This is a genomic window from Bordetella sp. 02P26C-1, from assembly GCF_009763255.1.
Taxonomy (GTDB): Bacteria; Pseudomonadota; Gammaproteobacteria; order Burkholderiales; family Burkholderiaceae_B; genus Bordetella_A.
In genome coordinates, this window is the sequence record NZ_WSJB01000012.1 from 186,777 (window position 1) to 208,104 (window position 21,328).

18 protein-coding genes are annotated in these 21,328 nt (G+C 61.2%); 5 read left to right on the forward strand and 13 right to left on the reverse strand.

Annotated features, from left to right (window positions below; translation table 11 throughout):
- Positions 1 to 39: 39 nt before the first annotated feature.
- The gene (locus GOQ28_RS08100) at positions 40 to 297 is read right to left on the reverse strand and encodes a sulfurtransferase TusA family protein (protein WP_160356087.1); all 258 of its coding nucleotides are present in this window, start codon (positions 295 to 297) and stop codon (positions 40 to 42) included.
- Positions 284 to 2,905, reverse strand: a complete 2,622-nt coding sequence (gene alaS / locus GOQ28_RS08105; protein ID WP_160356088.1) for an alanine--tRNA ligase — start codon at positions 2,903 to 2,905, stop codon at positions 284 to 286. The genes GOQ28_RS08100 and alaS overlap by 14 nt, the downstream gene beginning before the upstream one ends.
- Positions 2,906 to 3,119: 214 nt before the next feature.
- On the opposite strand from alaS, the gene dauA reads away from it, so the two are divergent.
- A complete protein-coding gene (gene dauA / locus GOQ28_RS08110; RefSeq protein WP_160356089.1) occupies positions 3,120 to 4,898 on the forward strand; it encodes a C4-dicarboxylic acid transporter DauA in 1,779 nt (592 codons plus the stop codon).
- On the opposite strand, the gene GOQ28_RS08115 is transcribed toward dauA, so the two are convergent.
- The 7 genes from GOQ28_RS08115 to GOQ28_RS08145 all read right to left on the reverse strand — a co-directional run bounded on the left by GOQ28_RS08115 (position 4,885) and on the right by GOQ28_RS08145 (position 12,935).
- A complete protein-coding gene (locus tag GOQ28_RS08115; protein WP_160356090.1) occupies positions 4,885 to 5,835 on the reverse strand; it encodes a 2-hydroxyacid dehydrogenase in 951 nt (316 codons plus the stop codon). The genes dauA and GOQ28_RS08115 overlap by 14 nt on opposite strands.
- Before the next feature lie 26 nt (positions 5,836 to 5,861).
- Positions 5,862 to 6,827: a Bug family tripartite tricarboxylate transporter substrate binding protein gene (locus GOQ28_RS08120; RefSeq protein ID WP_160356091.1), complete on the reverse strand. Its 966-nt coding sequence runs from the start codon at positions 6,825 to 6,827 to the stop codon at positions 5,862 to 5,864.
- 138 nt (positions 6,828 to 6,965) lie between these two features.
- A complete protein-coding gene (locus GOQ28_RS08125; protein WP_160356092.1) occupies positions 6,966 to 7,544 on the reverse strand; it encodes an amino acid synthesis family protein in 579 nt (192 codons plus the stop codon).
- A gap of 69 nt (positions 7,545 to 7,613) precedes the next feature.
- Positions 7,614 to 8,522 (reverse strand): Bug family tripartite tricarboxylate transporter substrate binding protein, encoded by a 909-nt coding sequence (locus tag GOQ28_RS08130; protein ID WP_236844270.1) that lies wholly within the window; start codon positions 8,520 to 8,522, stop codon positions 7,614 to 7,616.
- A 74-nt stretch (positions 8,523 to 8,596) separates the two neighbouring features.
- Positions 8,597 to 9,535: an NAD(P)-dependent oxidoreductase gene (locus GOQ28_RS08135; protein ID WP_336603756.1), complete on the reverse strand. Its 939-nt coding sequence runs from the start codon at positions 9,533 to 9,535 to the stop codon at positions 8,597 to 8,599.
- Between the two features lie 68 nt (positions 9,536 to 9,603).
- Positions 9,604 to 10,485 carry a LysR family transcriptional regulator gene (locus GOQ28_RS08140; protein ID WP_160350679.1) on the reverse strand — a complete coding sequence of 294 codons (882 nt, stop codon included), beginning with the start codon at positions 10,483 to 10,485 and terminating at the stop codon, positions 9,604 to 9,606.
- A gap of 167 nt (positions 10,486 to 10,652) precedes the next feature.
- A complete protein-coding gene (locus GOQ28_RS08145; RefSeq protein ID WP_160356095.1) occupies positions 10,653 to 12,935 on the reverse strand; it encodes an NADP-dependent malic enzyme in 2,283 nt (760 codons plus the stop codon).
- A gap of 136 nt (positions 12,936 to 13,071) precedes the next feature.
- On the opposite strand from GOQ28_RS08145, the gene GOQ28_RS08150 reads away from it, so the two are divergent.
- The gene (locus tag GOQ28_RS08150; RefSeq protein WP_160356096.1) at positions 13,072 to 14,070 is read left to right on the forward strand and encodes a LysR substrate-binding domain-containing protein; all 999 of its coding nucleotides are present in this window, start codon (positions 13,072 to 13,074) and stop codon (positions 14,068 to 14,070) included.
- Between the two features lie 31 nt (positions 14,071 to 14,101).
- On the opposite strand, the gene GOQ28_RS08155 is transcribed toward GOQ28_RS08150, so the two are convergent.
- From GOQ28_RS08155 to GOQ28_RS08165, 3 genes are all read right to left on the reverse strand, one after another.
- Positions 14,102 to 14,509 (reverse strand): TrbG/VirB9 family P-type conjugative transfer protein, encoded by a 408-nt coding sequence (locus GOQ28_RS08155; protein ID WP_160356097.1) that lies wholly within the window; start codon positions 14,507 to 14,509, stop codon positions 14,102 to 14,104.
- A 195-nt stretch (positions 14,510 to 14,704) separates the two neighbouring features.
- Positions 14,705 to 15,592, reverse strand: coding sequence for a Bug family tripartite tricarboxylate transporter substrate binding protein (locus GOQ28_RS08160; protein ID WP_442862089.1), 888 nt, complete (start codon positions 15,590 to 15,592; stop codon positions 14,705 to 14,707).
- Positions 15,513 to 16,721 (reverse strand): mandelate racemase/muconate lactonizing enzyme family protein, encoded by a 1,209-nt coding sequence (locus tag GOQ28_RS08165; RefSeq protein ID WP_160356099.1) that lies wholly within the window; start codon positions 16,719 to 16,721, stop codon positions 15,513 to 15,515. The genes GOQ28_RS08160 and GOQ28_RS08165 overlap by 80 nt, the downstream gene beginning before the upstream one ends.
- A gap of 149 nt (positions 16,722 to 16,870) precedes the next feature.
- On the opposite strand from GOQ28_RS08165, the gene GOQ28_RS08170 reads away from it, so the two are divergent.
- Complete coding sequence (locus GOQ28_RS08170) at positions 16,871 to 17,560, forward strand: FCD domain-containing protein (RefSeq protein WP_160356100.1); 690 nt, start codon at positions 16,871 to 16,873, stop codon at positions 17,558 to 17,560.
- Positions 17,561 to 17,661: 101 nt separating this feature from the next.
- On the opposite strand, the gene GOQ28_RS08175 is transcribed toward GOQ28_RS08170, so the two are convergent.
- Positions 17,662 to 19,158 carry a CoA-acylating methylmalonate-semialdehyde dehydrogenase gene (locus GOQ28_RS08175; protein ID WP_370519947.1) on the reverse strand — a complete coding sequence of 499 codons (1,497 nt, stop codon included), beginning with the start codon at positions 19,156 to 19,158 and terminating at the stop codon, positions 17,662 to 17,664.
- Positions 19,159 to 19,322: 164 nt separating this feature from the next.
- Between GOQ28_RS08175 and GOQ28_RS08180 the strand changes: the two genes are divergently transcribed.
- Positions 19,323 to 20,252 (forward strand): LysR family transcriptional regulator, encoded by a 930-nt coding sequence (locus GOQ28_RS08180; RefSeq protein ID WP_160356101.1) that lies wholly within the window; start codon positions 19,323 to 19,325, stop codon positions 20,250 to 20,252.
- Complete coding sequence (locus GOQ28_RS08185) at positions 20,227 to 21,291, forward strand: LacI family DNA-binding transcriptional regulator (RefSeq protein ID WP_336603757.1); 1,065 nt, start codon at positions 20,227 to 20,229, stop codon at positions 21,289 to 21,291. Before GOQ28_RS08180 ends, GOQ28_RS08185 begins: the two co-directional genes overlap by 26 nt.
- Positions 21,292 to 21,328: the final 37 nt, after the last annotated feature.

Below are 21,328 nucleotides of genomic sequence, written 5' to 3' on the forward strand. Positions count from 1 at the left end.
GCCGCGACGCCATCGGACCGGGATATAGCCCCGAATCCATCAACGTCGCCGCAGGAAATGCTGAACCGAATCAGGCGTTTCGTGCTGCGCCACCAAGCCGTTGCCGCTTTGCTTGGCGAAGGCCTGAAAATCACGCACGGCCTTAGGGTCCGTGGTGATGACACGCAACACCTGACCACTTTCCATCTGCGCCAAGGCTTTCTTGGCGCGCAGGATAGGCAGCGGGCAGGTCAGCCCGCTGGCATCGACATCGTGCTGAAACTCGGGCAGCTCGGACACCGGATCAGAGACGCTCATGGACCCAGCCCTCGACACTGGCAACGGCCGTAGGCAGCGCCGTTGCGTCGGTACCACCGCCCATGGCCATATCGGGACGACCACCACCCTTACCGCCGAGTTGACCGGCGACAAAGCCGACGAGTTCGCCTGCTTTGACGCGACCGGTCAGATCGGCCGTCACGCCGCCTACCACGCTGATCTTGCCGTCGGGACCCGCCGCTGCGAGCAGCACAATGGCGGATTTCAGACGATCTTTCAGGTTGTCGACCATGCCGCGCAGGGCCTTGGGGTCGACATCGGTGACTTGAGCGGCTAACACCTTGGCGCCCTTGATGTCCACCGCGCGCGCCGCCAGGTCATTACCCGCGCTGGCAGCGAGCTTGTTGCGGGCTTGATCCAGATCCTTTTCCAACGCGCGGACCTGATCCTGCATTTGCGCGATGCGCTCGGGCAGATCGGCGGGCGTGCTGCGCAATACGCCGGCGGCGCGCTCGAGCAGCGCCTGCTGGCTTTGCACCCAGGCAAGCGCGTTATCGCCGGTGATCGCCTCGACGCGGCGCACGCCAGCGGCCACGCCACCCTCGGCCACGATCTTGAACAAGCCGATGTCACCGGTGCGCGTCACGTGCGTGCCGCCGCACAGCTCGCGCGAGAAACCAATGTCGAGCACGCGCACGGTGTCGCCATACTTCTCGCCGAACAAGGCCATGGCGCCGCCCTTAACCGCCTCGTCGTAGGCCATCACGCGAGCCTGCGTCGGATGGTTCGACAGCACTTCGGCATTGACAATGGCTTCGACCTGAGCGATCTGCTCCGCGGTCAAAGGCGCATCGTGCGCGAAGTCAAAGCGGGTCTTATCCGGATCGACCAACGAACCGCGCTGCTGCACGTGGCTGCCCAACACTTGACGCAAGGCTTTGTGCATCAGGTGAGTCGCCGAGTGATTGCGGACAGTGCGGGCGCGGCGAACGGCGTCCACGCGCGCGACGAGCGTGTCGCCTACCGCCAGCGCGCCGGATTCGAGCTCACCGTGGTGCCCGAACACGCCGTTTTGAATCTTGATGGTGTCGGCCACCGCAAAACGCACGCCATCGGCTTCGAGCAGGCCGGTGTCGCCCACCTGACCGCCGGATTCGGCGTAGAAAGGCGTCGCATCGAGCACGACAACGGCTTTTTGGCCTGCCTGTACACGTTCGACTTGCGTGCCGTCCACATACAACGCCGTGACTTTGACGCCATCGAGCTCGAGCTTTTCGTAGCCTTCGAAACGCGTTGCGCTGCCTTCGTAGCTCAGGCCCTCGGCCATCTTGAACTTGCCGGCCGCGCGTGCCTGATCGCGTTGACGCGCCATGGCGGATTCGAAGCCCTCCATGTCGACTTCGACATTGCGCTCGCGGCAGATGTCCGCGGTCAGGTCGACGGGGAAGCCATAGGTGTCATACAGCGTGAAGAGCGTGGTGCCATCAAGCTGGCCGCCCGCGGGCACGGCAGCCAAGGCGCCGTCGAGAATCTTCATGCCGTGTTCAAGGGTTTCGCCGAAGCGTTCTTCTTCCTGCTTGAGCACTTGCGCAACGCGCTCGGCGGTCTGGGCAAGTTCGGGATAGGCTTCACCCATCTCGGCCACCAGATCGGGCACCAGCTTGTAGAAGAACGGCTTGGTCTGGCCGAGTTTATAGCCGTGACGCAGCGCGCGGCGTACGATGCGGCGCAGCACGTAGCCGCGGCCTTCGTTGCTGGGGATCACGCCGTCGACGATCAGGAAGGAACACGCACGAATATGGTCGGCGATGACCTTGAGGGAGTTTTCCTCGAGGTTGCTGACGCCGGTTTCGCGCGCGGCGGCCTTGATCAAGTTGCGGAACAGATCGATCTCGTAGTTCGAGTGCACGTGCTGCAACACGGCGGCGATACGCTCCAGCCCCATGCCCGTGTCGACACAGGGCTTGGGCAGCGGATTGAGATTGCCGGCGGCGTCGCGTTCGAACTGCATGAACACGAGGTTCCAGATCTCGATATAACGGTCGCCGTCTTCTTCGGGCGATCCCGGAGGGCCACCCCAGATCTCTGGGCCGTGATCGTAGAAGATTTCTGAACACGGGCCACAAGGACCCGTATCAGCCATTTGCCAGAAGTTGTCCGAGGCGTAGCGCGCGCCCTTGTTGTCGCCAATGCGGATGATGCGCTCGGTGGGCACGCCGACTTCCTTGGCCCAGATGTCGTAGGCTTCGTCGTCTTCCTGGTAGACCGTCACCCAGAGTTTTTCAGCCGGCAGCTTGTAAACCGTGGTGAGCAATTCCCACGCGTACTGAATCGCATCGCGCTTGAAATAGTCGCCGAAGCTGAAATTGCCCAGCATTTCAAAGAAGGTGTGGTGACGCGCGGTGTACCCGACGTTTTCCAAGTCGTTGTGCTTGCCACCGGCGCGCACGCTGCGCTGCGAGGACGTAGCGCGCGTATACGAGCGGCTTTCCTTGCCGGTAAAGACGTCCTTGAACTGCACCATCCCGGAGTTGGTAAAGAGCAGCGTGGGGTCGTTGCCCGGCACGAGCGAGGCCGAAGGAACAATCGTATGCCCCTTGGACTGGAAAAATTGCAGGAACTTCTGGCGAATCTCTGAGGATTTCATGCGAGGTCGAACCGGGAATAAGGCGAATCTTTGATTATAGAGGCTAAGCCCGCCGGCGACAGGAAGGGCGTAGGCTATGGGCGCGAAACGGCCACCACACTTTGGAGGGATCATTGTTTCAACACGTAATAGAGACTAACATCGTTCTTTTTCTTCCAGTTTCTTCCAAATGCCTCGCGCAGGCTTGCAACGCCGGGGCGGAGACGATTGAAACATGTCACCTGAAAAAGCTTGGGGCCGCCTGCCACGACTCTCGACCGGGCTCATGGCAGCGTGGCGGGACGGCTATGGGTTGGCGGATCTGCGCAAGGATGTGCTGGCCGGCCTGACCGTGGGGACGGTGGCGGTGCCCTTGTCGATGGCCCTGGCAATCGCGACCGGTGTCGCGCCGCAACACGGGCTATACACGGCAATCGTAGCGGGCGCGTTGATCGCGCTGACGGGAGGGGCTCGCTTTAACGTCTCCGGGCCAACCGCGGCGTTCATTGTCATTTTGCTGCCTATCGTGCAGCAGTATGGCTTGGGGGGATTGCTGCTCGCGACTTTAATGGCGGGGCTGATCCTGGTGGCCATGGGCGTGGCCAAGTTAGGACGGTTGATCGAGTTTGTGCCCTACCCCGTGGTGTTGGGATTCACGACCGGGATCGCGGTGGTTATCGCTGTGCTGCAAATTCCGGATTTTCTAGGACTGGCAATTGAAGGCCGGGGTGAACATTTCCTGGATAACCTGGGCAAGATCGCCACCGCCCTGCCCTCGTTAAACCCTTTTGAGTTCGGCATCGGCGTGTTGGCTCTGGCCGTGATGTTGTATTGGCCACGCTTAGGGGTGCCGGTGCCTGCGCCACTGGCCGGGTTGATCGTTGGCGCCATCGCCACGTATGGGTTGAATCATTGGTTCGGCGCGCCGGGTGCGCCAGTCGTGGAGACCATAGGATCGCGCTTCAGTTGGGAAGCCCACGGGCAGACGGGCGCTGGCATCCCTCCGATTGCACCCTCGTTTTCGCTCCCTTGGTTGTTCCCGGGACCGAACGGAGAGTCGCTGACGCTCAACCTCGACCTGTTCCGAAATTTGCTAGGGCCGGCCATTGCGATCGCCCTGCTTGGCGCGATCGAGTCGCTGCTTTGCGCGGTGGTGTCGGACGGGCTGACCAAGACCAAGCATGATCCGAATGCGGAACTGATCGGCCAGGGGCTAGGCAATCTGGTGGCGCCTTTCTTTGGAGGCATCACGGCCACTGCGGCGCTGGCGCGCACGGCCACGAATATCCGCAGCGGCGCGCGATCGCCGCTGGCGGCGGTGACGCATTCCGTGGTGTTGCTGCTGGCGGTGCTGGTGTTGGCGGCTCCGTTGGGCCTGATTCCGATGTCGGCATTGGCGGCTTTGCTCTTTATCGTGGCCTGGAACATGAGCGAAGCGCGCCATTTCGTGCGCACCCTGCGCTCGGCGCCCGCCGAGGATGTGGCTATCTTGGTGATATGTTTTGGCCTGACGGTGATCTTCGATATGGTGCTGGCGGTAGCCGTGGGCATGGGGCTGGCGGCGGCGCTGTTTATACGGCGCATGGCGATGGTGACGAGCACGGAGCGCGTTGATGCCGCGCCTCATGTGGCAACAAGCCAGCTGTCGTCGGAGTTAGCGATTTACGAGATCACTGGGCCCTTGTTTTTCGGCGTCGCGGAAAAAGCCCTCACGTCCCTGCACCAAGCCGACCCGCAGGTAAAGGTCGTCCTTATCGATATGCGCTATGTGCCGACCATCGATGGCACGGCGATCGTGGCGTTGCATTCGCTCATCGACAATATGCACCAGGAGGGTGTGGCCTTGATTCTGGTGGGACTACGTGCGCCGCTGATCGCGGCCTTGCACCGCGCCGGTATCAAAAAGGACAAGGGGCGGCTGACGTACTGCGCCGACTTGGAGAAAGCCATCGTCGTGGCCAATCGCTGGCGCGCTGCGTCCAGCGCGCCCACCGTGGAGGCTAAATCGGCGTGACGAGCGGCTTGCCGGCATAAAAGTTCTCGGCGTTTTCGAGAAACTTGCGCACCGACAGATCGATGGCCTGTGGCGAAATGCCGGCGATGTGCGGCGTGAGCACCGCATTGTCCAGATCCAGCAGCGGGCCGGGCGGCGTGGGCTCGTCTTCGTATACATCCAGGGCGGCAGCCATGAGGCGGCCCTCGCGCAAGGCGCTCGCGAGTGCGTTCGTATCCACCAAAGTCCCGCGCGCGATGTTGACAAGCACGCCTTGTGGGCCCAGTGCATTCAGCACGGATTCGTTGATGATGTGATAGGTTTCCTTTCCGCCCGGTGCCGCGACGAGCAAGAAGTCACACCATTCGGCCAGACTTTTTACATCGTCGAAATACCGGAAATCGACATCGTCGCGTTGACGACGATTGTGGTAGCCGATCTCCATATGAAAGCCCAGCGCGCGGCGCGCGACCTTTTTGCCGATGGCGCCCATGCCTAGTATGCCGAGCTTGCGAAAGGAAACATGCGGCGGACGGGGAATATCGTCACGCCACAGTCCGTTGCGCACCTCTCTATTCAAGAACGGCAAACGACGGATGGCGGCCAATAGCAACATCATGGCATGGTCGGCCACGCAATCGTCGTTGGTGCCCGCCGCATTGGCCAGGGCGATACCGCGCGCCTTGGCATGCTCGACGGCGACGTTTTCATAACCGACACCCACGGTGCACACGAGCTTTAACGAGGGCAATTGATCGATCTCGCTGGCGAGCAGGCCGTTTGTGCCGTTGGTCAAGACGACTTCAATGTCTCGTCCACGCGCCTCGATCTGGGCTTGGCCATTGGAGCGATCCTTTCCGAGCTGCGCGTTCGGCGCATAGATCATATCGAACCGCTCGCCCACGAGCGCGCGATGTTCTTCGGATAAGAACACCAGGACCAACAACACAGGTTTCATGCTTCTATCCTTCTGAATCGGGGAATTTACTCAATGCGCGCACCCGAGGACCTCACCAGATCGCCCCACTTCTTGATCTCGCTGTCGACCAGTTTGGCGAAAGCCTCTGGGGTGGTCCCTGCCGGCGTGGATCCTTGGCTGCGAAAGGTTTGCTGCACTTCGGGATCGTTGAGCACGGCATTTATCGCCTGATTCATCTTTTGGATGATGGGTTTGGGCGTTCCAGCGGGAGCCCATACGCCATTCCACAAGACGATCTCATAGCCGGGCAGCGACTCGGCGATAGCCGGGACATCTGGCAGGCGCGGAGAACGCTCTGGGGTCGTGACCGCCAACGCACGCAGCTTGCCACTGTCGATGAATGGCAAGATCTCCACCATAGGGGAAAACACTGCCTGGATCTGACCGGCAAGCAGGTCCGCATTAGCCGGAGCGCCGCCCTTGTATGGCACGTGCGTCATCTGCGTGCCTATCATCTGACCGAATAGCGAGCCGGAGAGCTGTTGCGAAGTCCCATTGCCGGCCGACCCATAATTCACGGCGTCTTTGCGCTCTTTGACGTAGTCGATGAACTCGGCCAGGGTCTTGGCGGGCAGACTGGTGTTGACCATCAGCACGTTGGGAATCAGCGAGACGCGAGACACGGGTGCGAGGTCTTTTTGCACATCGAGCGGCATCTTTTTATACAGCGTCACGTTGGTTGGCAACGTACTGGTGTGCATGAGAAACGTATAGCCATCGGGCGTGGCCTTGGCAACGTAGTCGGCGCCGATATTGCCGCCTGCCCCGGCGCGATTCTCGACGACGACAGGCTGCCCCAGCTCTTTGGGCAGTTTCTGTGCGATGAGGCGCGCGGTGGCATCGGTACTGCCACCCGGGGCGAGCGGCACGACCAGTGTGATAGGACGCGATGGCCAGTCATCGGCTTGTGCTGCCGACACGACACCGAGGCACAGCAAACTCGCCGCGATCGCGGCAACCGTTTTGTTCATAGCAGTCTCCTAATGGCGCTCGTCGGTGCTGTATTAGCAGGCCCGCGGCGTTTTTTTGATTTGCCTGTAATCGACGGCAGTACCCTATGACAGCCGTCGTGGCGACAGGCGCCGGCATCAGAGCCGGCGCCCGACATGTCAACGCTGGCCGTCGCCCACGCTGATGTCTTCGGCCCGCAAGCCGCCAAGGCGTTCGTGTACACGCGTGCCCGTGGACACCACGAGGGCGTATAGCAATTCGTCGGGACGCGGACTGTCGATCGAGCCAACCTCCATGGTCGTAAAGTGACTACGCACATAGCAGGCTTCAATGTGGTGCAAAGGGATCTGTAGACGTGTGCCCGCGGCAGCCACGACCTTGGCTGCGGGCACAATCGACTTTGCCGTGGGCAACGCGGCACGCATGGTCCAGCCGCCTGCCTCGTGCCAGATGGCGCCGTGCTCGAGTTCGCCGTTAAGGCCCACAATCGCGCCCTTGCCATAGGCCTGGACTTTGTCCGCGCCGCCTACGGCTTCCATCAGCTCGGGCACGATCTCCTGGGCCAACACCTTGGAATCAGCGACCAGCTGAGACAGGTCTTCCACATAACGTCCGGCATAGGGATTCTTGATCACGACGGCGACTGACCCCATGATGATCGGAGTCTCGCGCGCAGGACCGCCTTCATGATAGATGGATTCGACGTTGAGCAGTTTCTTGCGAATTTGGATGGCCATGCGATGTGTCTCCTGGATTTATTCGAAATTAAAGAAAATAGGCGGCTACGCGAAACGCGTTCCGAGGCCCTATTGCGGCGTCAGGCCCGCGTCGACAAAGACTTTCCCCCATTTGTCGATATCCGAGGCAATAAGGTCGCGGAACTCCTCGGGTGATGACGCACGCACCGTTAAACCGTTAGAGGTGAATTGCTGCTGCAATGCCGGCGACTGCAGCACATTGCGCAAAGCGCTGTTGACGCGGCTAATCACTTCCGGGGATGTGCCCGCGGGCGCGGCCATGCCGAACCAAACGTTCAAGTCATAATCCGGCAATCCGGCTTCCGCCAGACTGGGCACCTCGGGAGCCAGCGGCGAGCGCGTCTTGCTGGTCACGCCCAGTGGTGTCACTTTTCCGGCACGCGACTGCTGCAGGCCGTTGACCATATCGGCGATGGTGAAATCGAGCACGCCGCCGATCAAGTCGGTCATGACCTGCGGCACGCCCCGATAAGCCACCGGGGTCGCCGTGAAACCGCCCATGGATACCACCTGAGCGCCACATAACTGTGCGCTGCCCGACCCATAGCCATATGACAGCTTGCCGGGGTTCGCCTTCGCATAGTCGATCAGATCTTTAACGCTGCGCACAGGCAGATCAGCGCGCGCGACCAGCATGAAAGGTGCTTCAGCAACTAAGCCGATTGGAGCAAAGTCACGGCGGGGATCGTACGGCAAGGCTTTGAAAGCGCTGACATTGCTCGCCCCGGTGCTCACACCCACCATGAAGAGAGTATAGCCATCGGGCTCGGCGCGTATCGCCGAGACGGTGCCTACGGTGCCGTTAGCGCCAGCGCGGTTTTCGACCACCACGCTTTGTCCCAGTTCGCGTTCCATGCCTTGTGCCAGGGATCGGGCGACCACATCGGTGATACTGCCCGGTGTGAAAGGCACCACCAGGCGCACGGGCTTTTCGGGATAGGCCGCCCAGGCAAACATTGGGAGTGCGCACATTAATGCTGTGAATACACGCCGCCTCATCGTTGTTCTCCTCGCGTTCTTGCGCGGTGCATTCATTCGGGCTTGGCGCCGAACTGCACGCCGGCCCATTCTTCGATATGCCGGATGGGATAGACGTTATCGCGCGGGCCATCGCCTTGCGTGATCGCGAAGGCCAGAAACTGACGCGCGGCGGGATTGACCAACATGGGCACGCCGAGCTTTTCCGCCTCGTCCATACACATCTTGACGTCTTTATGCAGCAGCTCCGTCGTAAAGCGCACGGGAAAGCTGCGGTCCAGCACACATTGCGGGATACGCTCAAGCGTGGCGAAAGAGCGTCCGCTGGATACATTGATGACATCGAGCAAGGTCTGGGGGTCTAGCCCGGCCTTGACGCCGTAGACCAGCGCCTCGCAACTGGCGATCATGCTGGTGGCGTAAAGCGTGTTGTTGATGATCTTCATCGTCTGGCCCAGGCTCGGATCCGCGCCCAGATAGAAGACGTTTTTGCCAATAACGTGCAGGACGGGTTCGATTTCGTCATAGGCTTCTTTGGGGCCCGCGGCCATGACGGCGAGCGTGCCCTTTTCCGCCGCCACCGTGCCACCGCTGACGGGCGAGCCGATCATGGCAATGCCCTTGGCGCTGAGCTGCGCCTCCACGGTTTTCGTCACGGACGGCCCCGTGGTCGACAGGTCCACCAAGATACGCACGCCGCCGGCTTGAGCGATTTGCGCGCCCACCTCGGCTACGATCGCGGGCAATGGCAGGCATAGCAGTACGATCGGAGTTTGCCGAGCGACTTCCTCTACGCTGTTTGCGCCGATGGCGCCTCGCGCCACGATCCGGTCCTGTGCCTCGCGCGAACGATCGTGCACGATCAGCTGATGGCCGGCGGCCAGCAGACGATTGGCGAAATGCTGGCCGATATTCCCTACACCTATCAGTCCCAACTTCATTATGGTTGTCTCCTCGGATGTGCGAATCACGCGGGACAGGACCCGCGTCACTGCTGAAATCCTAGGGACTTGGCACCAATCAGGCGAGTGCCGAATACGCGATGGGGTATAGCTTCAGGCTAATCGGACTTGAGCAGCACATCGATGAATTTCGATGCGTGACTCTTGCCCGTATCAAAGGCCGAACGGACAATACTCGGCGTTAAAGGAATGTGCTCGGCCAGCGGCAGCACCTGCACGCCCGGCCATACCAGGCTTTCCGCCGTGAATTGGTCAACCATGGCAACCCCAGCGCCGGCCTGGACGAGACTGCATGCCATTTCGGTATGGTGGATATATACGCAAGCCTGCAAACTGACGTTCGCCTTTTCGAATGCCGCAGCGGTCAGCTGACCAAAAGCAATGCCGGGATGGTGGGCGATCAGCGGGTAGCGAGCGAGGTCGGCGATTTCCACGCGATCGAGCTTCGTCAGCTCATGACCGCGCGGCACCACGCAAACCATGCGCCCTTCCATGAACGGCGTGACGTGCAGGTTCGGATGCTCGATGGGCAGCACGGATACGGCGAGGTCAACCTTGTTGCTCAGCACGTCCTGCGCCATGCCGTTCAATAGCGTCAGGCTGTGGTTCACCTGGATATTGGGATACTTTTGCACGAACCGGGTGATGGCGCGCGCGACGACGCCCCGGCTGAGCGCCGGGCTACAGGCCAGATTCAATACCCCGGATGGTCCGCTGACCAGGCCGCGGGCGAAATCGTCGACCCGCAGCACCTGCTGATAACACTGATCGACTTCGCGAAATAACGCTTCGGCTTCGGCGGTGGGTACGAGCTTTCCCTTGACGCGGTTAAAGAGCGTCAGTCCCAGGGTTAACTCCGTGTGCGCGACGATGCGACTGAGCGCGGGCTGCGAGGTAAATAGCAGCCGCGACGCGCCCTTGATCGAGCCGGTCAACATCACGGCTCGGAATACCTCCATCTGACGCAGGCTGAATCGCATGAGTATGTCTTCATTATTGTGTCCCGGGCGACGTGGGGGCCGCGCCCGGCATCAGGCCGGGACAGCATAATGGCAAGGCATACTCGATAGCAAATTTAGCAATCGCCGCGAGCTGATAGGTGTGCTTAACACCGTAGGGACGTAGCGCGCGCCCCTACGTGTCTGGTTTACAGACCGCCGTTGGCTTCCACCACCGCCAACGCCGTCATATTGACGATGCGGCGCACGCTGGAGCTAGACGTCAGGATATGCACCGGGCCGTCCACCCCAAGCAGGAATGGACCCACCGCCACATTGTGCGCGGCAACCGTCTTGAGCAGGTTGTACGCGATATTGCCGGAATCGACATTTGGGCATACCAGCAGGTTCGCAGCCCCGGACAGGGGCGAAGACGGCAGCAGTTTCTGGCGCAATGCCTCGTCTAATGCGCAGTCCGCGTGCATCTCGCCATCCACCTCGAGTTCCGGCGCTTGTTGTCGCAGCAACTCGAGCGCACGGCGCATTTTGGCGCCCGACGCCGAGCTGCCCGAGCCAAAGTTCGAACGCGACAGCAGCGCGACTTTGGGTTGAACATCCAGGCGGCGCATCGTCGTGGCGGCCATGCGGGTGTACTCGGCGATCTGCTCAGCGGTGGGATCGTCGTTCACATGCGTATCGACCAGGGCCAACGTTTGTTCATGCAGCAACAGAATATTCATCGCCGCGTACACGTCGCAGCCGGGCTGGCGACCGATGACTTCGTCGATAAAGCGCAAGTGATCGTGATAGGCGCCCACGGTGCCGCAGATCATGCCGTCGGCGTCGCCCAGGTGAACCATCATCGCGCCAATCAAGGTCATGCGCCGGCGCATTTCCACGCGGGCCATTTCTTTGGTGATGCCATGGCGGCAACGCATTTCCCAATAGGTGGTCCAGTAGCGGTGGAAACGCTCGTCGTATTCCGGGTTCGTGACTTCGACATCCTGACCCAGACGCAGACGCAGGCCGAACTTCTCGATACGCGCCATCAAGACCGATGGGCGGCCAACCAGAATGGGACGCGCAAGGCCTTCGTCCACGATGACCTGGACAGCGCGCAGCACACGCTCGTCTTCGCCCTCGGCGAAAACGATACGTGCGCGGCCGCCTGTGCGCACCAGTCGTTTGGTGCTGGCAAAGAGCGGTTTCATGAATGCGCCCGAGCGATAGACGAATTGCTGCAACTGCTCGGCATAGGCCTCCAGATCGGCCACGGGGCGCGTGGCCACGCCGCTTTGCATGGCGGCGGCGGCAACCGCTGGCGCGATGCGCACGATCAAGCGCGGATCGAAAGGCTTCGGGATGAGATAGTTGGGGCCAAAGCGCAGGTCATAGGTGCCATAAGCGGCCGCGACGACTTCGTTTTGCTCTTCCTTGGCCAGGTTCGCGATGGCGTACACCGCTGCCTTTTCCATTTCGCGCGTGATCGTGGTCGCGCCCACATCGAGAGCCCCACGGAAAATATACGGAAAGCACAGAACGTTGTTGACCTGATTGGGAAAATCCGAGCGCCCTGTCGCCATCACGATGTCATCGCGCACCGCGCGAGCCACCTCGGGCATGATCTCGGGCGTGGGGTTCGCCAGGGCCAGGATAAACGGGCGCGGCGCCATGGTGGCGACCATTTCCGGTTTCAACACGCCGCCCGCCGACAGCCCCAGGAACACGTCCGCATCGGCGATGACTTCGGCCAGATGACGCGCCGAGGTGGGTTGCGCATAGGCCGCCTTTTTGTCGTCCATGAGCTCGGTGCGGCCTTCGTAGACCACGCCGGCAATATCCGTGACCCAGATGTTCTCGCGCGGCACGCCGAGATCGACCATCAGATCCAGACAGGCCAATGCGGCCGCGCCCGCGCCGGACGCCACCACTTTCACTTGCTTGATATCTTTCTCGACCACCTGCAAGCCGTTGATGAAGGCAGCGCAAACAGTAATCGCGGTGCCGTGCTGGTCGTCATGAAAGACCGGAATGCTCATGCGCTCGCGCAGCTTCTCCTCGACGATAAAGCACTCCGGGGCTTTGATGTCCTCGAGGTTGATGCCACCAAACGTGGGGCCCAACGAGGCGATGATGTCGACCAACTTGTCGGGATCGGTTTCGTCGATTTCGATATCGAACACATCAATACCGGCGAATTTCTTGAACAGAACGGCCTTGCCTTCCATCACGGGCTTGGACGCGAGCGGGCCGATATTGCCCAGACCCAGCACGGCGGTGCCGTTGGTGATCACACCGACCAGGTTGCCACGCGCGGTGAAACGAAACGCATTGGCCGGGTCCGCCACGATTTCCTCGCAGGCGGCAGCCACCCCCGGGGTGTAGGCCAGCGCCAGATCGGCCTGCGTTACCAACGGCTTGGTGGCGGCAATGGAGACCTTTCCGGGTACGGGAAATTCGTGGTAGTCGAGGGCGGCTTGACGATCGCTCATGGTGTTTCCTGTCTGACGCGCGCCAAAAAAGGGGCACGCAACCTGCAAGCGGCCATTCTAGGCGTCAGTTATCATCGAAATATTCTAAATTTCGATGCTGCTATATCAGTTATCTAATAACTTAGGCCCATTCAGCATGCCTTCCTCCGTTTTTCCTACTGGCGACGTCATCAGGCGGCTGATATTGCGGCTAAAGATGCGCCATTTGCAGCTGATCGTGCAGGTGCACCGGGTGGGCTCGCTGACTCGGGTGGCCGAACTGATGGCAACCAGTCAGCCGGCGGTCACAAACACGTTGTCCGAGCTGGAGGCACTGTTTGGCACACCGTTGTTTGTGCGTACGGCGCGAGGCATGAGGCCGACCGAAGTGGGGAATATCGTTACAGCGCGCGCGCAGGCGATGTTGCAGGATCTGGGCCAACTGGTGCAGGACATGGAAGCCTCGCATGCGGGCATGGCCGCGCGCTTGCACGTGGGTGTGACGCCCTTTGTCTCGGGAAGGCTCATCGCCGATGCCGTGCTGGCCGTGCAGTCGGAACCACAAAGGTTAGCGGTACGGATTCACGATGGCACCACCGACCACCTGTTGCGCGCCTTGCGCGAGCATGAACTGGATGTCGTGATTGCCCGCGCCAGCCCCAGGCTGGATCTGCAGGGCCTGCACTTTGAGCCACTCTATCAACAACAAGCCCGCCTGGTCAGCAACCGCCAGCTGGCAGCACAACTTGGGCGAGTCCCCTTGTCGTGGGAGCGCCTGGCTGAACTGGACTGGGTGCTGGGTGAGCCGAACACCGCACTGCGCGAGCAGGTTGCGGCCTTGTTTATCCAGGCGGGGATCACGCCGCCTGTACCGATCACGGAAGGTTATTCCGCCAAGCTGATCGGTGAAATCATCGCCTCTTCGGACCGCGCCGTATCGCTGCTGCCGGCCGATATCGCCAACGAACTGGTGCATATCGCCGGTATTGCAATCGTGCCATACACCATTGCCTGGAGCCTGCCACCCATCGCGGCAATTGTCCGAAGCGACGCCGCAACGGGCGACGCACGCCAACGCTTCGTCGATGCCATCCGACAAGCATCTCTCCCGATGCGAAAGCCGCCCAATGCTGGGAGACAGACAGACTTTGGTTGATGCCCATTCGGGTGGAGTTGAGACACACTCACTACTTCACCGCAGAGGCAGGACCAATCGGGGCACCGGCAGCTGTTTTCGCTGGCTGCGCGCGTTCAGCGCGTGCGGTGTAGTGACCACCCCGAAGAACCAGCGCCGGCCAGTTGCCTTCGATCACCATGTAGGGTTCTTGGTAGACGTACGGCAAGGGCTGAATGCCTTGCCCTGTTTCCGCAAAGAGCGCGGGTAACGTTCGGCCTGGGGGGAATTGCAACCAGATTCGGCCCTCGCCACTGAACACCTGTAACGGCGCGACCTTGGCATCGCCAGACAGACGCCAATTGAAATCGTAATGACCGGGAGCGCCCTCGCCGGGTGCCCACCCGGACGTAGCGGGCGTGACCGTCACACACGCCACCAAGCTTAGAACCAGCAGCAATGCCCCTGCATATCGAACCATACGCACCCCGAGTAATTGTCGCGCAGCCAGATTGGCGCACACCCTTCACATGGTGCATGCAGCGCGCGTGCGGGCCTAGACGGAGTGATACTGACGGATGTTTTCGTTCACTACCGCGAGCCAGGAGTTGACCGGTCCGCAATGACAAGAGGTATGGCACCGCACCGCCAGGGGTGCGGGCTATTCCGCGCGCTCTTATTCGATGGTAATCCCACGTTCCTCGATCAAGGTCTTCCAACGTTGAAACTCGCGAGCCTGAAACGCAGAAAATGCTTCAGGTGTACTGGCTACGACCTCCAAACCCTGATCTTCAAGTTTATGCGCGACCTCGGCATCCTTGAATGCCGCAATCGCCGCGTCCGCCAATTTGGCCTTGACACCAGCGGGGAGTCCCTTTGGCGCAGACAGCGCTTGCCAGGAATAGATCACCGCATTCGGCACCCCAGCCTCGGTCAATGTGGGGACATCAGGCAGCACGGCCGAACGCTTATCTCCGGTCACGGCAAGCGGGCGCAGTTTGCCAGCGCGGATATGCGGCAAGACCGCATTGACGTTCTGGAATGAGTAATCGACCTGCGACCCCATCAAGTCGTTGATCGCTGGCGCGCCGCCCTTGTATGCAACGTGCATGCCGTCGGTCCGGGTCTGCTGCAGAAAGACTTCTGCTGACAGATGATCAGACGCCCCAAAACCCGAGTTCGCGAAACTGACCTGACCGGGTCTGGCTTTCAGTTCATCGATAACATCTTGCACGCTGCGCGCGGTCTTCGTCGGCGCAGCAACGAGCACGTTGGGGGCTTGTACGGCGACAGTGATGTAGTCGAAATCCTGTAGCGCATCGTAGGGCGTTGACTTGATCAAGTGCGGCGCAATGACATAAGTGCCTAGCGAGGACATCATCAAGGTGTAACCATCCGGGGCGGCGCGCGCCACTGCACCTGCCCCGATAGTTCCCGTGGCGCCGGGACGGTTGTGCACGACAACGGCGCTCCAGCATTGCGAATCAGATCTTTCGAGCGCTCTCGCGAACCGTGGCATCGGCACGGGCCTTGATTTCAGGTTGCAGGCTGGCCCCCAGACCAGGGGCGGTCGGCGCCAGTACGATGCCGTGTTCGACGACCGGTAAGGCCGTCACCAGATCGCGATACCAAGTGCTTAATGTCGCGCGCACCACCTCCTGGAAAATCGCGGTGGGTGCGTGCATCGCGAGATGGAGTCCCGCCATCAACGTAATGGGACCGGTACAGTCGTGAGGCGCAATGGGCTTCGCGTAGGCCTGAGCCAGGCTAGCGATCTTGCGGCCCTCTGTCAGGCCACCGCACCAGGCGAGGTCGAGCATCACGATATCCAAAGCGTCTTTGGCCAACAGATCCCGGAAGGGCACCGTGCCAGCCAAGGTCTCGCTGCCACAAATTGGCACGCGGGTCTGCCGCCGCAAGTCCGCCAGCGCCTGGGCATCGTCCATCTTGCTAAGCGGGTCTTCGGCCCAAAACACACCGTAATCCTCCAAGGCCCGGCAGATGCGCAACGCGGCATTCGCCCCCCAGAGGCTGTGCAGTTCGCACATCACTTCGATGCGATCGCCCACCGCCTCGCGAATTTTCTTAAACGGTTCCAGGCCGCGCTTCAAATCTTGTGCGCTGATCAGATGCCCGCCCGTCGCAGCCGCGAAAGCATCGAACGGCCATATTTTCATGGCGCTATAACCCTCATCCAAGAGGCTCTGCGCTAACGCGCCAGCGTCACGCATGAAAGCCACTTGATCATCATAGGGGCCGACTTGCAGCTCAGACCCGTCGGTGCTGCGTCGCGCGACGCCCCCCGTGTTGTAGGAATAGCCCGCGCAGGTGTTGTAGGCGCGAATTCGATCGCGCACGCCGCCGCCCATGGCGATGTAGGTCGGCACGCCCTGCCGCTGTCCTGCCAGGTCCCATAACGCGATATCAACCGCGCTAGCCGCGCGAACCTCGGCGCTGGTGCTGTGGAATCCCAGATAGGGATTCATCAAATACTGGGACACCGCTTCGATATGACGCGAATCGCGGCCCAGCAACCAGGGCGCGACCGTTTCGTGCAGCACTGCCTCGACCGCTTGCGCGCCCCGAAACGACTCGCCTAGACCGGTGAGGCCTTCGTCAGTTTCAATTTCCACCCAAATCAAATTAGGACGTTCGTCAATACGAATGCTGCGTAACGCCGTGATAGTAGCCATGCGTGGATCTGCTGTTGTCTAAGGGTTATCAATTGCCGCCGGGTTTGAAATATCCCGATTGAGGCCCGGTCGGTGCAGGTTGCCATCCTCAAGGCGGCACGACTATGCTGTCAACAAAACGACCAAGTAGTATTACTAATTCGACGATCGTGGCTATCTCTCCTTTAAGTGACTTCGCCTATAAGCAAGTGCTGACTCTGATCGAGACGCGCGAACCTGACGAACGGTTGCCCAGCGAAGACGAGTTGGCTCGAAGGCTCGGCGTATCCCGGCCCGTGTTACGGCAGGCGCTGGCACGTTTGCGGACCGAAGGCTGGGTCTACGCGCGGCGAGGCTCGGGAAATTTCGTAGGCAAACCTGCCGCGATGCAAAGCGCCGCATTTGGCCCCCTCCATAGCATTCCGGATGTTCGCAACTTCCTTGCGTTTCGTTGCCTGATTGAAGGGGAAAGCGCAGCGGGCGCCGCACGTTGTACGGATCGCCAACTGCTCGATGACATCGACCGACGTCAACGCATGCTGGAAGCGGCATGGTCGCGCGGTGAGACAGGCATCGAGGAAGACATCGCTTTTCACGGCGCCATCGCCGCGGCGAGCGGCAATCGCTTCTTCACGTTGACCATGGCGGCGCTCGCCGAGCAAACCCGGGTGGCCATCAAGCTCATCCGCGAGTTGTCGCCGCTGCCTATGGTACGGCGTGCCGTCGATGTGCGGCTGGAGCATCGTGCCATCGGTCAGGCAATTAAAGACGGCGATGACGCCGCTGCGCGCGAGGCGATGTTGGACCATTTGCGCGGCGGCATGACAAGGCTGTTCGGCGTCGGCGAGGACCCCAAATAAAAACGCCGGCCATCGATTTCTCGATGACCGGCGCCCAGGAACCCACCTACGTCAGCGACGACCTGACGAACCTTGCAAGATCGTTGCCACGGCAACCGTACTTAGCGAATCGTCGGCATGGCGAACTCCGCGCCCTTGCCAATGCTCTCAGGCCAGCGTTGCATGATGCTCTTCTGACGCGTGTAGAAGCGCACGCCTTCTTCGCCATATGCGTGCATGTCGCCGAACAGCGAACGCTTCCAGCCACCGAATCCGTGCCAGGCTGCCGGCACCGGAATTGGCACGTTCACGCCGACCATGCCAACCTCGATCTGACGGCCGAACTCGCGCGCAACGTTGCCGTCGCGGGTAAAGCAGCTGACGCCGTTGGCGTATTCATGGTTGTTGATGAGCTTCACGGCCGAGGCGAAATCGGGCACGCGCACGCACGACAACACGGGGCCGAAGATTTCCTCTTTGTAGATGCGCATCTCGGGGGTCACGTTATCGAACAGCGTACCGCCCAGCCAGAAACCGTTTTCGCATCCCTCCCCGGCCTGGGAGCCTGCGAACTCGCGGCCATCGGCCAAAAGAGTCGCGCCTTCTTGAATGCCCGCATCGATGTAACCAGCGATGCGTTGACGCGCTTCGGCCGTGACAATGGGGCCCATCTCGGCTTGCGGGTCAGTGCCATTACGCACCTTCAGTTCCTTCAGACGCTCAACCAGACGAGGCACGACTTGCTCTGCGGCGGAACCCACAAGGACCGCGACGGAAATCGCCATGCAGCGTTCGCCGGCCGAACCATAGGCCGCGCCCATCAATGCATCAACCGCCTGTTCGATATCGGCATCGGGCATGATGACCATGTGGTTCTTCGCCCCGCCCAGCGCTTGCACACGCTTGCCGTGGCGCGCGCCGGTTTCGTAAATATGCTGCGCGACCGGCGTAGAGCCGACGAAGGACACCGCCTTGACATCGGGATCTTCGATCAACGCGTTCACGGCATGATGATCGCCCTGCACCACGTTGAATACGCCGTCTGGCAGGCCCGCCTCTTTCAACAGTTCGGCCACATACAGCGACGGGCTGGGATCGGTCGGGCTGGGCTTGAGAATGAACGTGTTGCCCGTGGCCAAAGCCATGGGGAACATCCACATCGGCACCATCACCGGGAAGTTAAACGGGGTGATGCCGGCGACCACGCCCAACGGCTGGCGCAATGTCCAGTTGTCCATGCCCGAGGCGACTTGCTCGGTGAAATCGGTCTTGAGCAACTGCGGCGCGCCGCAAGCAAATTCCACGATGTCGATGCCGCGCGCGACCTCGCCTTGCGCATCGCTGAACACTTTGCCGTGCTCGGCGGTGATCATGCGAGCCAGATCGTCGTGATGGCGATGCAGCAGCTCCAGGAAGCGGAACAGCACGCGCGCACGGCGCAGCGGCGGGGTCGCGGCCCAGGCCGGGAACGCCTTGCGGGCCGAAGCGACCGCGGCTTCGATATCGCCAGCGGTGGCGAGTGCAACGCGGCCCGTGACCTGACCGGTCGCGGGGTTGAACACATCACGCGTCTGGGGCGATTGCGGCTCGACGCGACGACCGTCGATCCAATGGCCGATGAGGGGCAAAGCAGATTGAGAGGTGGCGGCAGTCACTGTGGGCTTCCTGAATAGCGTTGATCGGATAACGGCATTCAGTCTACGGCGACGATCTGCCCGGCGGAAGACCGATTTTGCGACATCAGTGTTTGATAAAATGAACAATCTCAACGCTACCCTGCTCCATGGCCACTGACCAGATCGCCCCGCTAGTTGCGGATATTTATCTGCTGACCGCGCTTGCGGAAACACGCAGTTTTACGCAGACGGCGCGTCGCTTGGGCGTATCGAAGGCATCGGTCAGCACGCGTATCAATGCGCTGGAAAAAGCCGTGGGATTGCCCCTGGTACGCCGCACGACGCGCCATGTCATGCTGACGGAGGCTGGCCAGAATCTGGTGGAAAACGCGGCTCCCGCGTTCGAGCGCATCGGGGCGGGATTTCTGGCTGTGAAAGATCTGTCCGATGTGCCGCGCGGCACCGTGCGGCTGACCGCGCCGGTGGCTTTTGGCCGTCAACATCTGGCTCCCGTGCTACCCGACTTTCTACGGCAGTATCCCGAAGTGCGCGTTGACCTTGAACTGGTCGACCGGCTGGTTAACCTGGCACACGAGGGATTCGATCTGGCGATACGCCACACCGACCATCCGCCCGAGACCTATATCGCGTGGGAATTGTGCGGGTCGCGTTCCGTACTCGTCGCCAGCCCCGAGTATCTGCGCGTACACGGCACCCCCCAGCATCCGCGCGACCTCAGCCATCATGCATGCGTGACCTATCTGGGTAATCGTAGTTACGAGACCTGGTCCTTTGTACGCGAGGGACGACGCAGCTCGGCAGCACCGATCGTGATTCCCATCCAGACGCGGTTTCGCGCCAATAACAGCGAAGTATTGCGCCAAGCTGTGCTAGGTGGCGCGGGAATTGGCCTGCTGCCGGACTTCAGCGCGGTGACCTCCGCACCCGGTGGCCTGGTCGAAGTTCTGCCTGGCTGGCGGGTGCATGGGTTTTTTGGTGGCAAACTGTATGCCCTGCGCCCCTGGTCCGCGCATGTGCCGCAATCGGTGAAATGTCTGGTGGAGTTTTTACGTGACAAATACGCGCAAGGGTTCTGAGCCCTCCTCGCCCGCTAAGCGCACACGCCGCAGCGGCGGTGTGACCCTCACCGATGTCGCAAGGCAGGCAGGCGTGTCGGTCATGACTGCTTCGCGCGCGCTCAACCAGCCTGACCGGGTATCCGAAGTTACGCGCAAACAGGTGTTGGACGCCGTCGCTGCCAGCGGCTATGTACCGAATCTGCATGCGGCAGGACTGCGCTCGCAACGCACGCGCATGATTGCGTTAATGGTGCCCTCGATTGCCTCGGGCTCGGCATTCTTGCTGGCCGTGCATGCGATGACAGAGATTCTGGTCGAAGCTGGCTATCAGGTGATGCTCAGCGAACGCGGCTATGACCGTTCGCGCGATGAAATCGTGTTGGAATCCGTGATCGCACGGCGGCCCGATGGCATTGTGTTGACGGGCTTGACGCAGTCTCCGCTGGCACGACGGCGGCTGGCCGCCTCGGGCATTCCGGTTGTCGAAACATGGGAGATGACCGACGACCCCATCGACATGCTGGTGGGGTTCTCGCACTACGAAGTGGGCCGCGCGATTGCGCGCTATCTGTATGAGCAAGGCAGGCGCTGCCTCGCCTCTATTGCCGCGACCGAAGCCCGCACGGCGGCGCGCTTCCAGGGATTCGCCGACGAAGCACTGCATCTGGGCATCGCGGGGCGGCACCTGCGCGAGGGCACGTCGCTGTTGATGTCGCCCCCTAGCCAACTGGGGCACGGACGCGCCGGGCTCGCGCGCGCGTTGGAGGGAGACCCCGACGTGGACGGTATTTTTTCATCCAGTGATATGGTGGCTTTAGGCACGCTCATGGAAGCGCAGCTGCGCGGATTACGGGTGCCAGAAGATCTGGCGATTGTCGGATTTGGCGATTTCGATTTCGCCTGCAACGTGACCCCCGCGCTCACCACGGTACGCGTTGACCCCGAGGATATCGGGCGCCGAACGGCGAGCTTGCTGATTGATCGCATCCAGGGCAAGCGGCCCGCGCAGCCAATTCAGGATGTCGGCTTCACATTAATCAAGCGGGAAAGCGCCTAGGCCGCCCCCTGAGTGGGCCACAGGGATGGCGACCCGC

Coding starts and splice junctions, on each gene's coding strand:
- GOQ28_RS08100 (WP_160356087.1), bottom strand. CDS start 297: ATGAGCGTCTCTGATCCGGTGTCCGAGCTGCCCGAGTTTCAGCACGAT.
- alaS (WP_160356088.1), bottom strand. CDS start 2,905: ATGAAATCCTCAGAGATTCGCCAGAAGTTCCTGCAATTTTTCCAGTCC.
- dauA (WP_160356089.1), top strand. CDS start 3,120: ATGTCACCTGAAAAAGCTTGGGGCCGCCTGCCACGACTCTCGACCGGG.
- GOQ28_RS08115 (WP_160356090.1), bottom strand. CDS start 5,835: ATGAAACCTGTGTTGTTGGTCCTGGTGTTCTTATCCGAAGAACATCGC.
- GOQ28_RS08120 (WP_160356091.1), bottom strand. CDS start 6,827: ATGAACAAAACGGTTGCCGCGATCGCGGCGAGTTTGCTGTGCCTCGGT.
- GOQ28_RS08125 (WP_160356092.1), bottom strand. CDS start 7,544: ATGGCCATCCAAATTCGCAAGAAACTGCTCAACGTCGAATCCATCTAT.
- GOQ28_RS08130 (WP_236844270.1), bottom strand. CDS start 8,522: ATGTTTGCCTGGGCGGCCTATCCCGAAAAGCCCGTGCGCCTGGTGGTG.
- GOQ28_RS08140 (WP_160350679.1), bottom strand. CDS start 10,485: ATGCGATTCAGCCTGCGTCAGATGGAGGTATTCCGAGCCGTGATGTTG.
- GOQ28_RS08145 (WP_160356095.1), bottom strand. CDS start 12,935: ATGAGCGATCGTCAAGCCGCCCTCGACTACCACGAATTTCCCGTACCC.
- GOQ28_RS08150 (WP_160356096.1), top strand. CDS start 13,072: ATGCCTTCCTCCGTTTTTCCTACTGGCGACGTCATCAGGCGGCTGATA.
- GOQ28_RS08155 (WP_160356097.1), bottom strand. CDS start 14,509: ATGGTTCGATATGCAGGGGCATTGCTGCTGGTTCTAAGCTTGGTGGCG.
- GOQ28_RS08165 (WP_160356099.1), bottom strand. CDS start 16,721: ATGGCTACTATCACGGCGTTACGCAGCATTCGTATTGACGAACGTCCT.
- GOQ28_RS08180 (WP_160356101.1), top strand. CDS start 19,323: ATGGCCACTGACCAGATCGCCCCGCTAGTTGCGGATATTTATCTGCTG.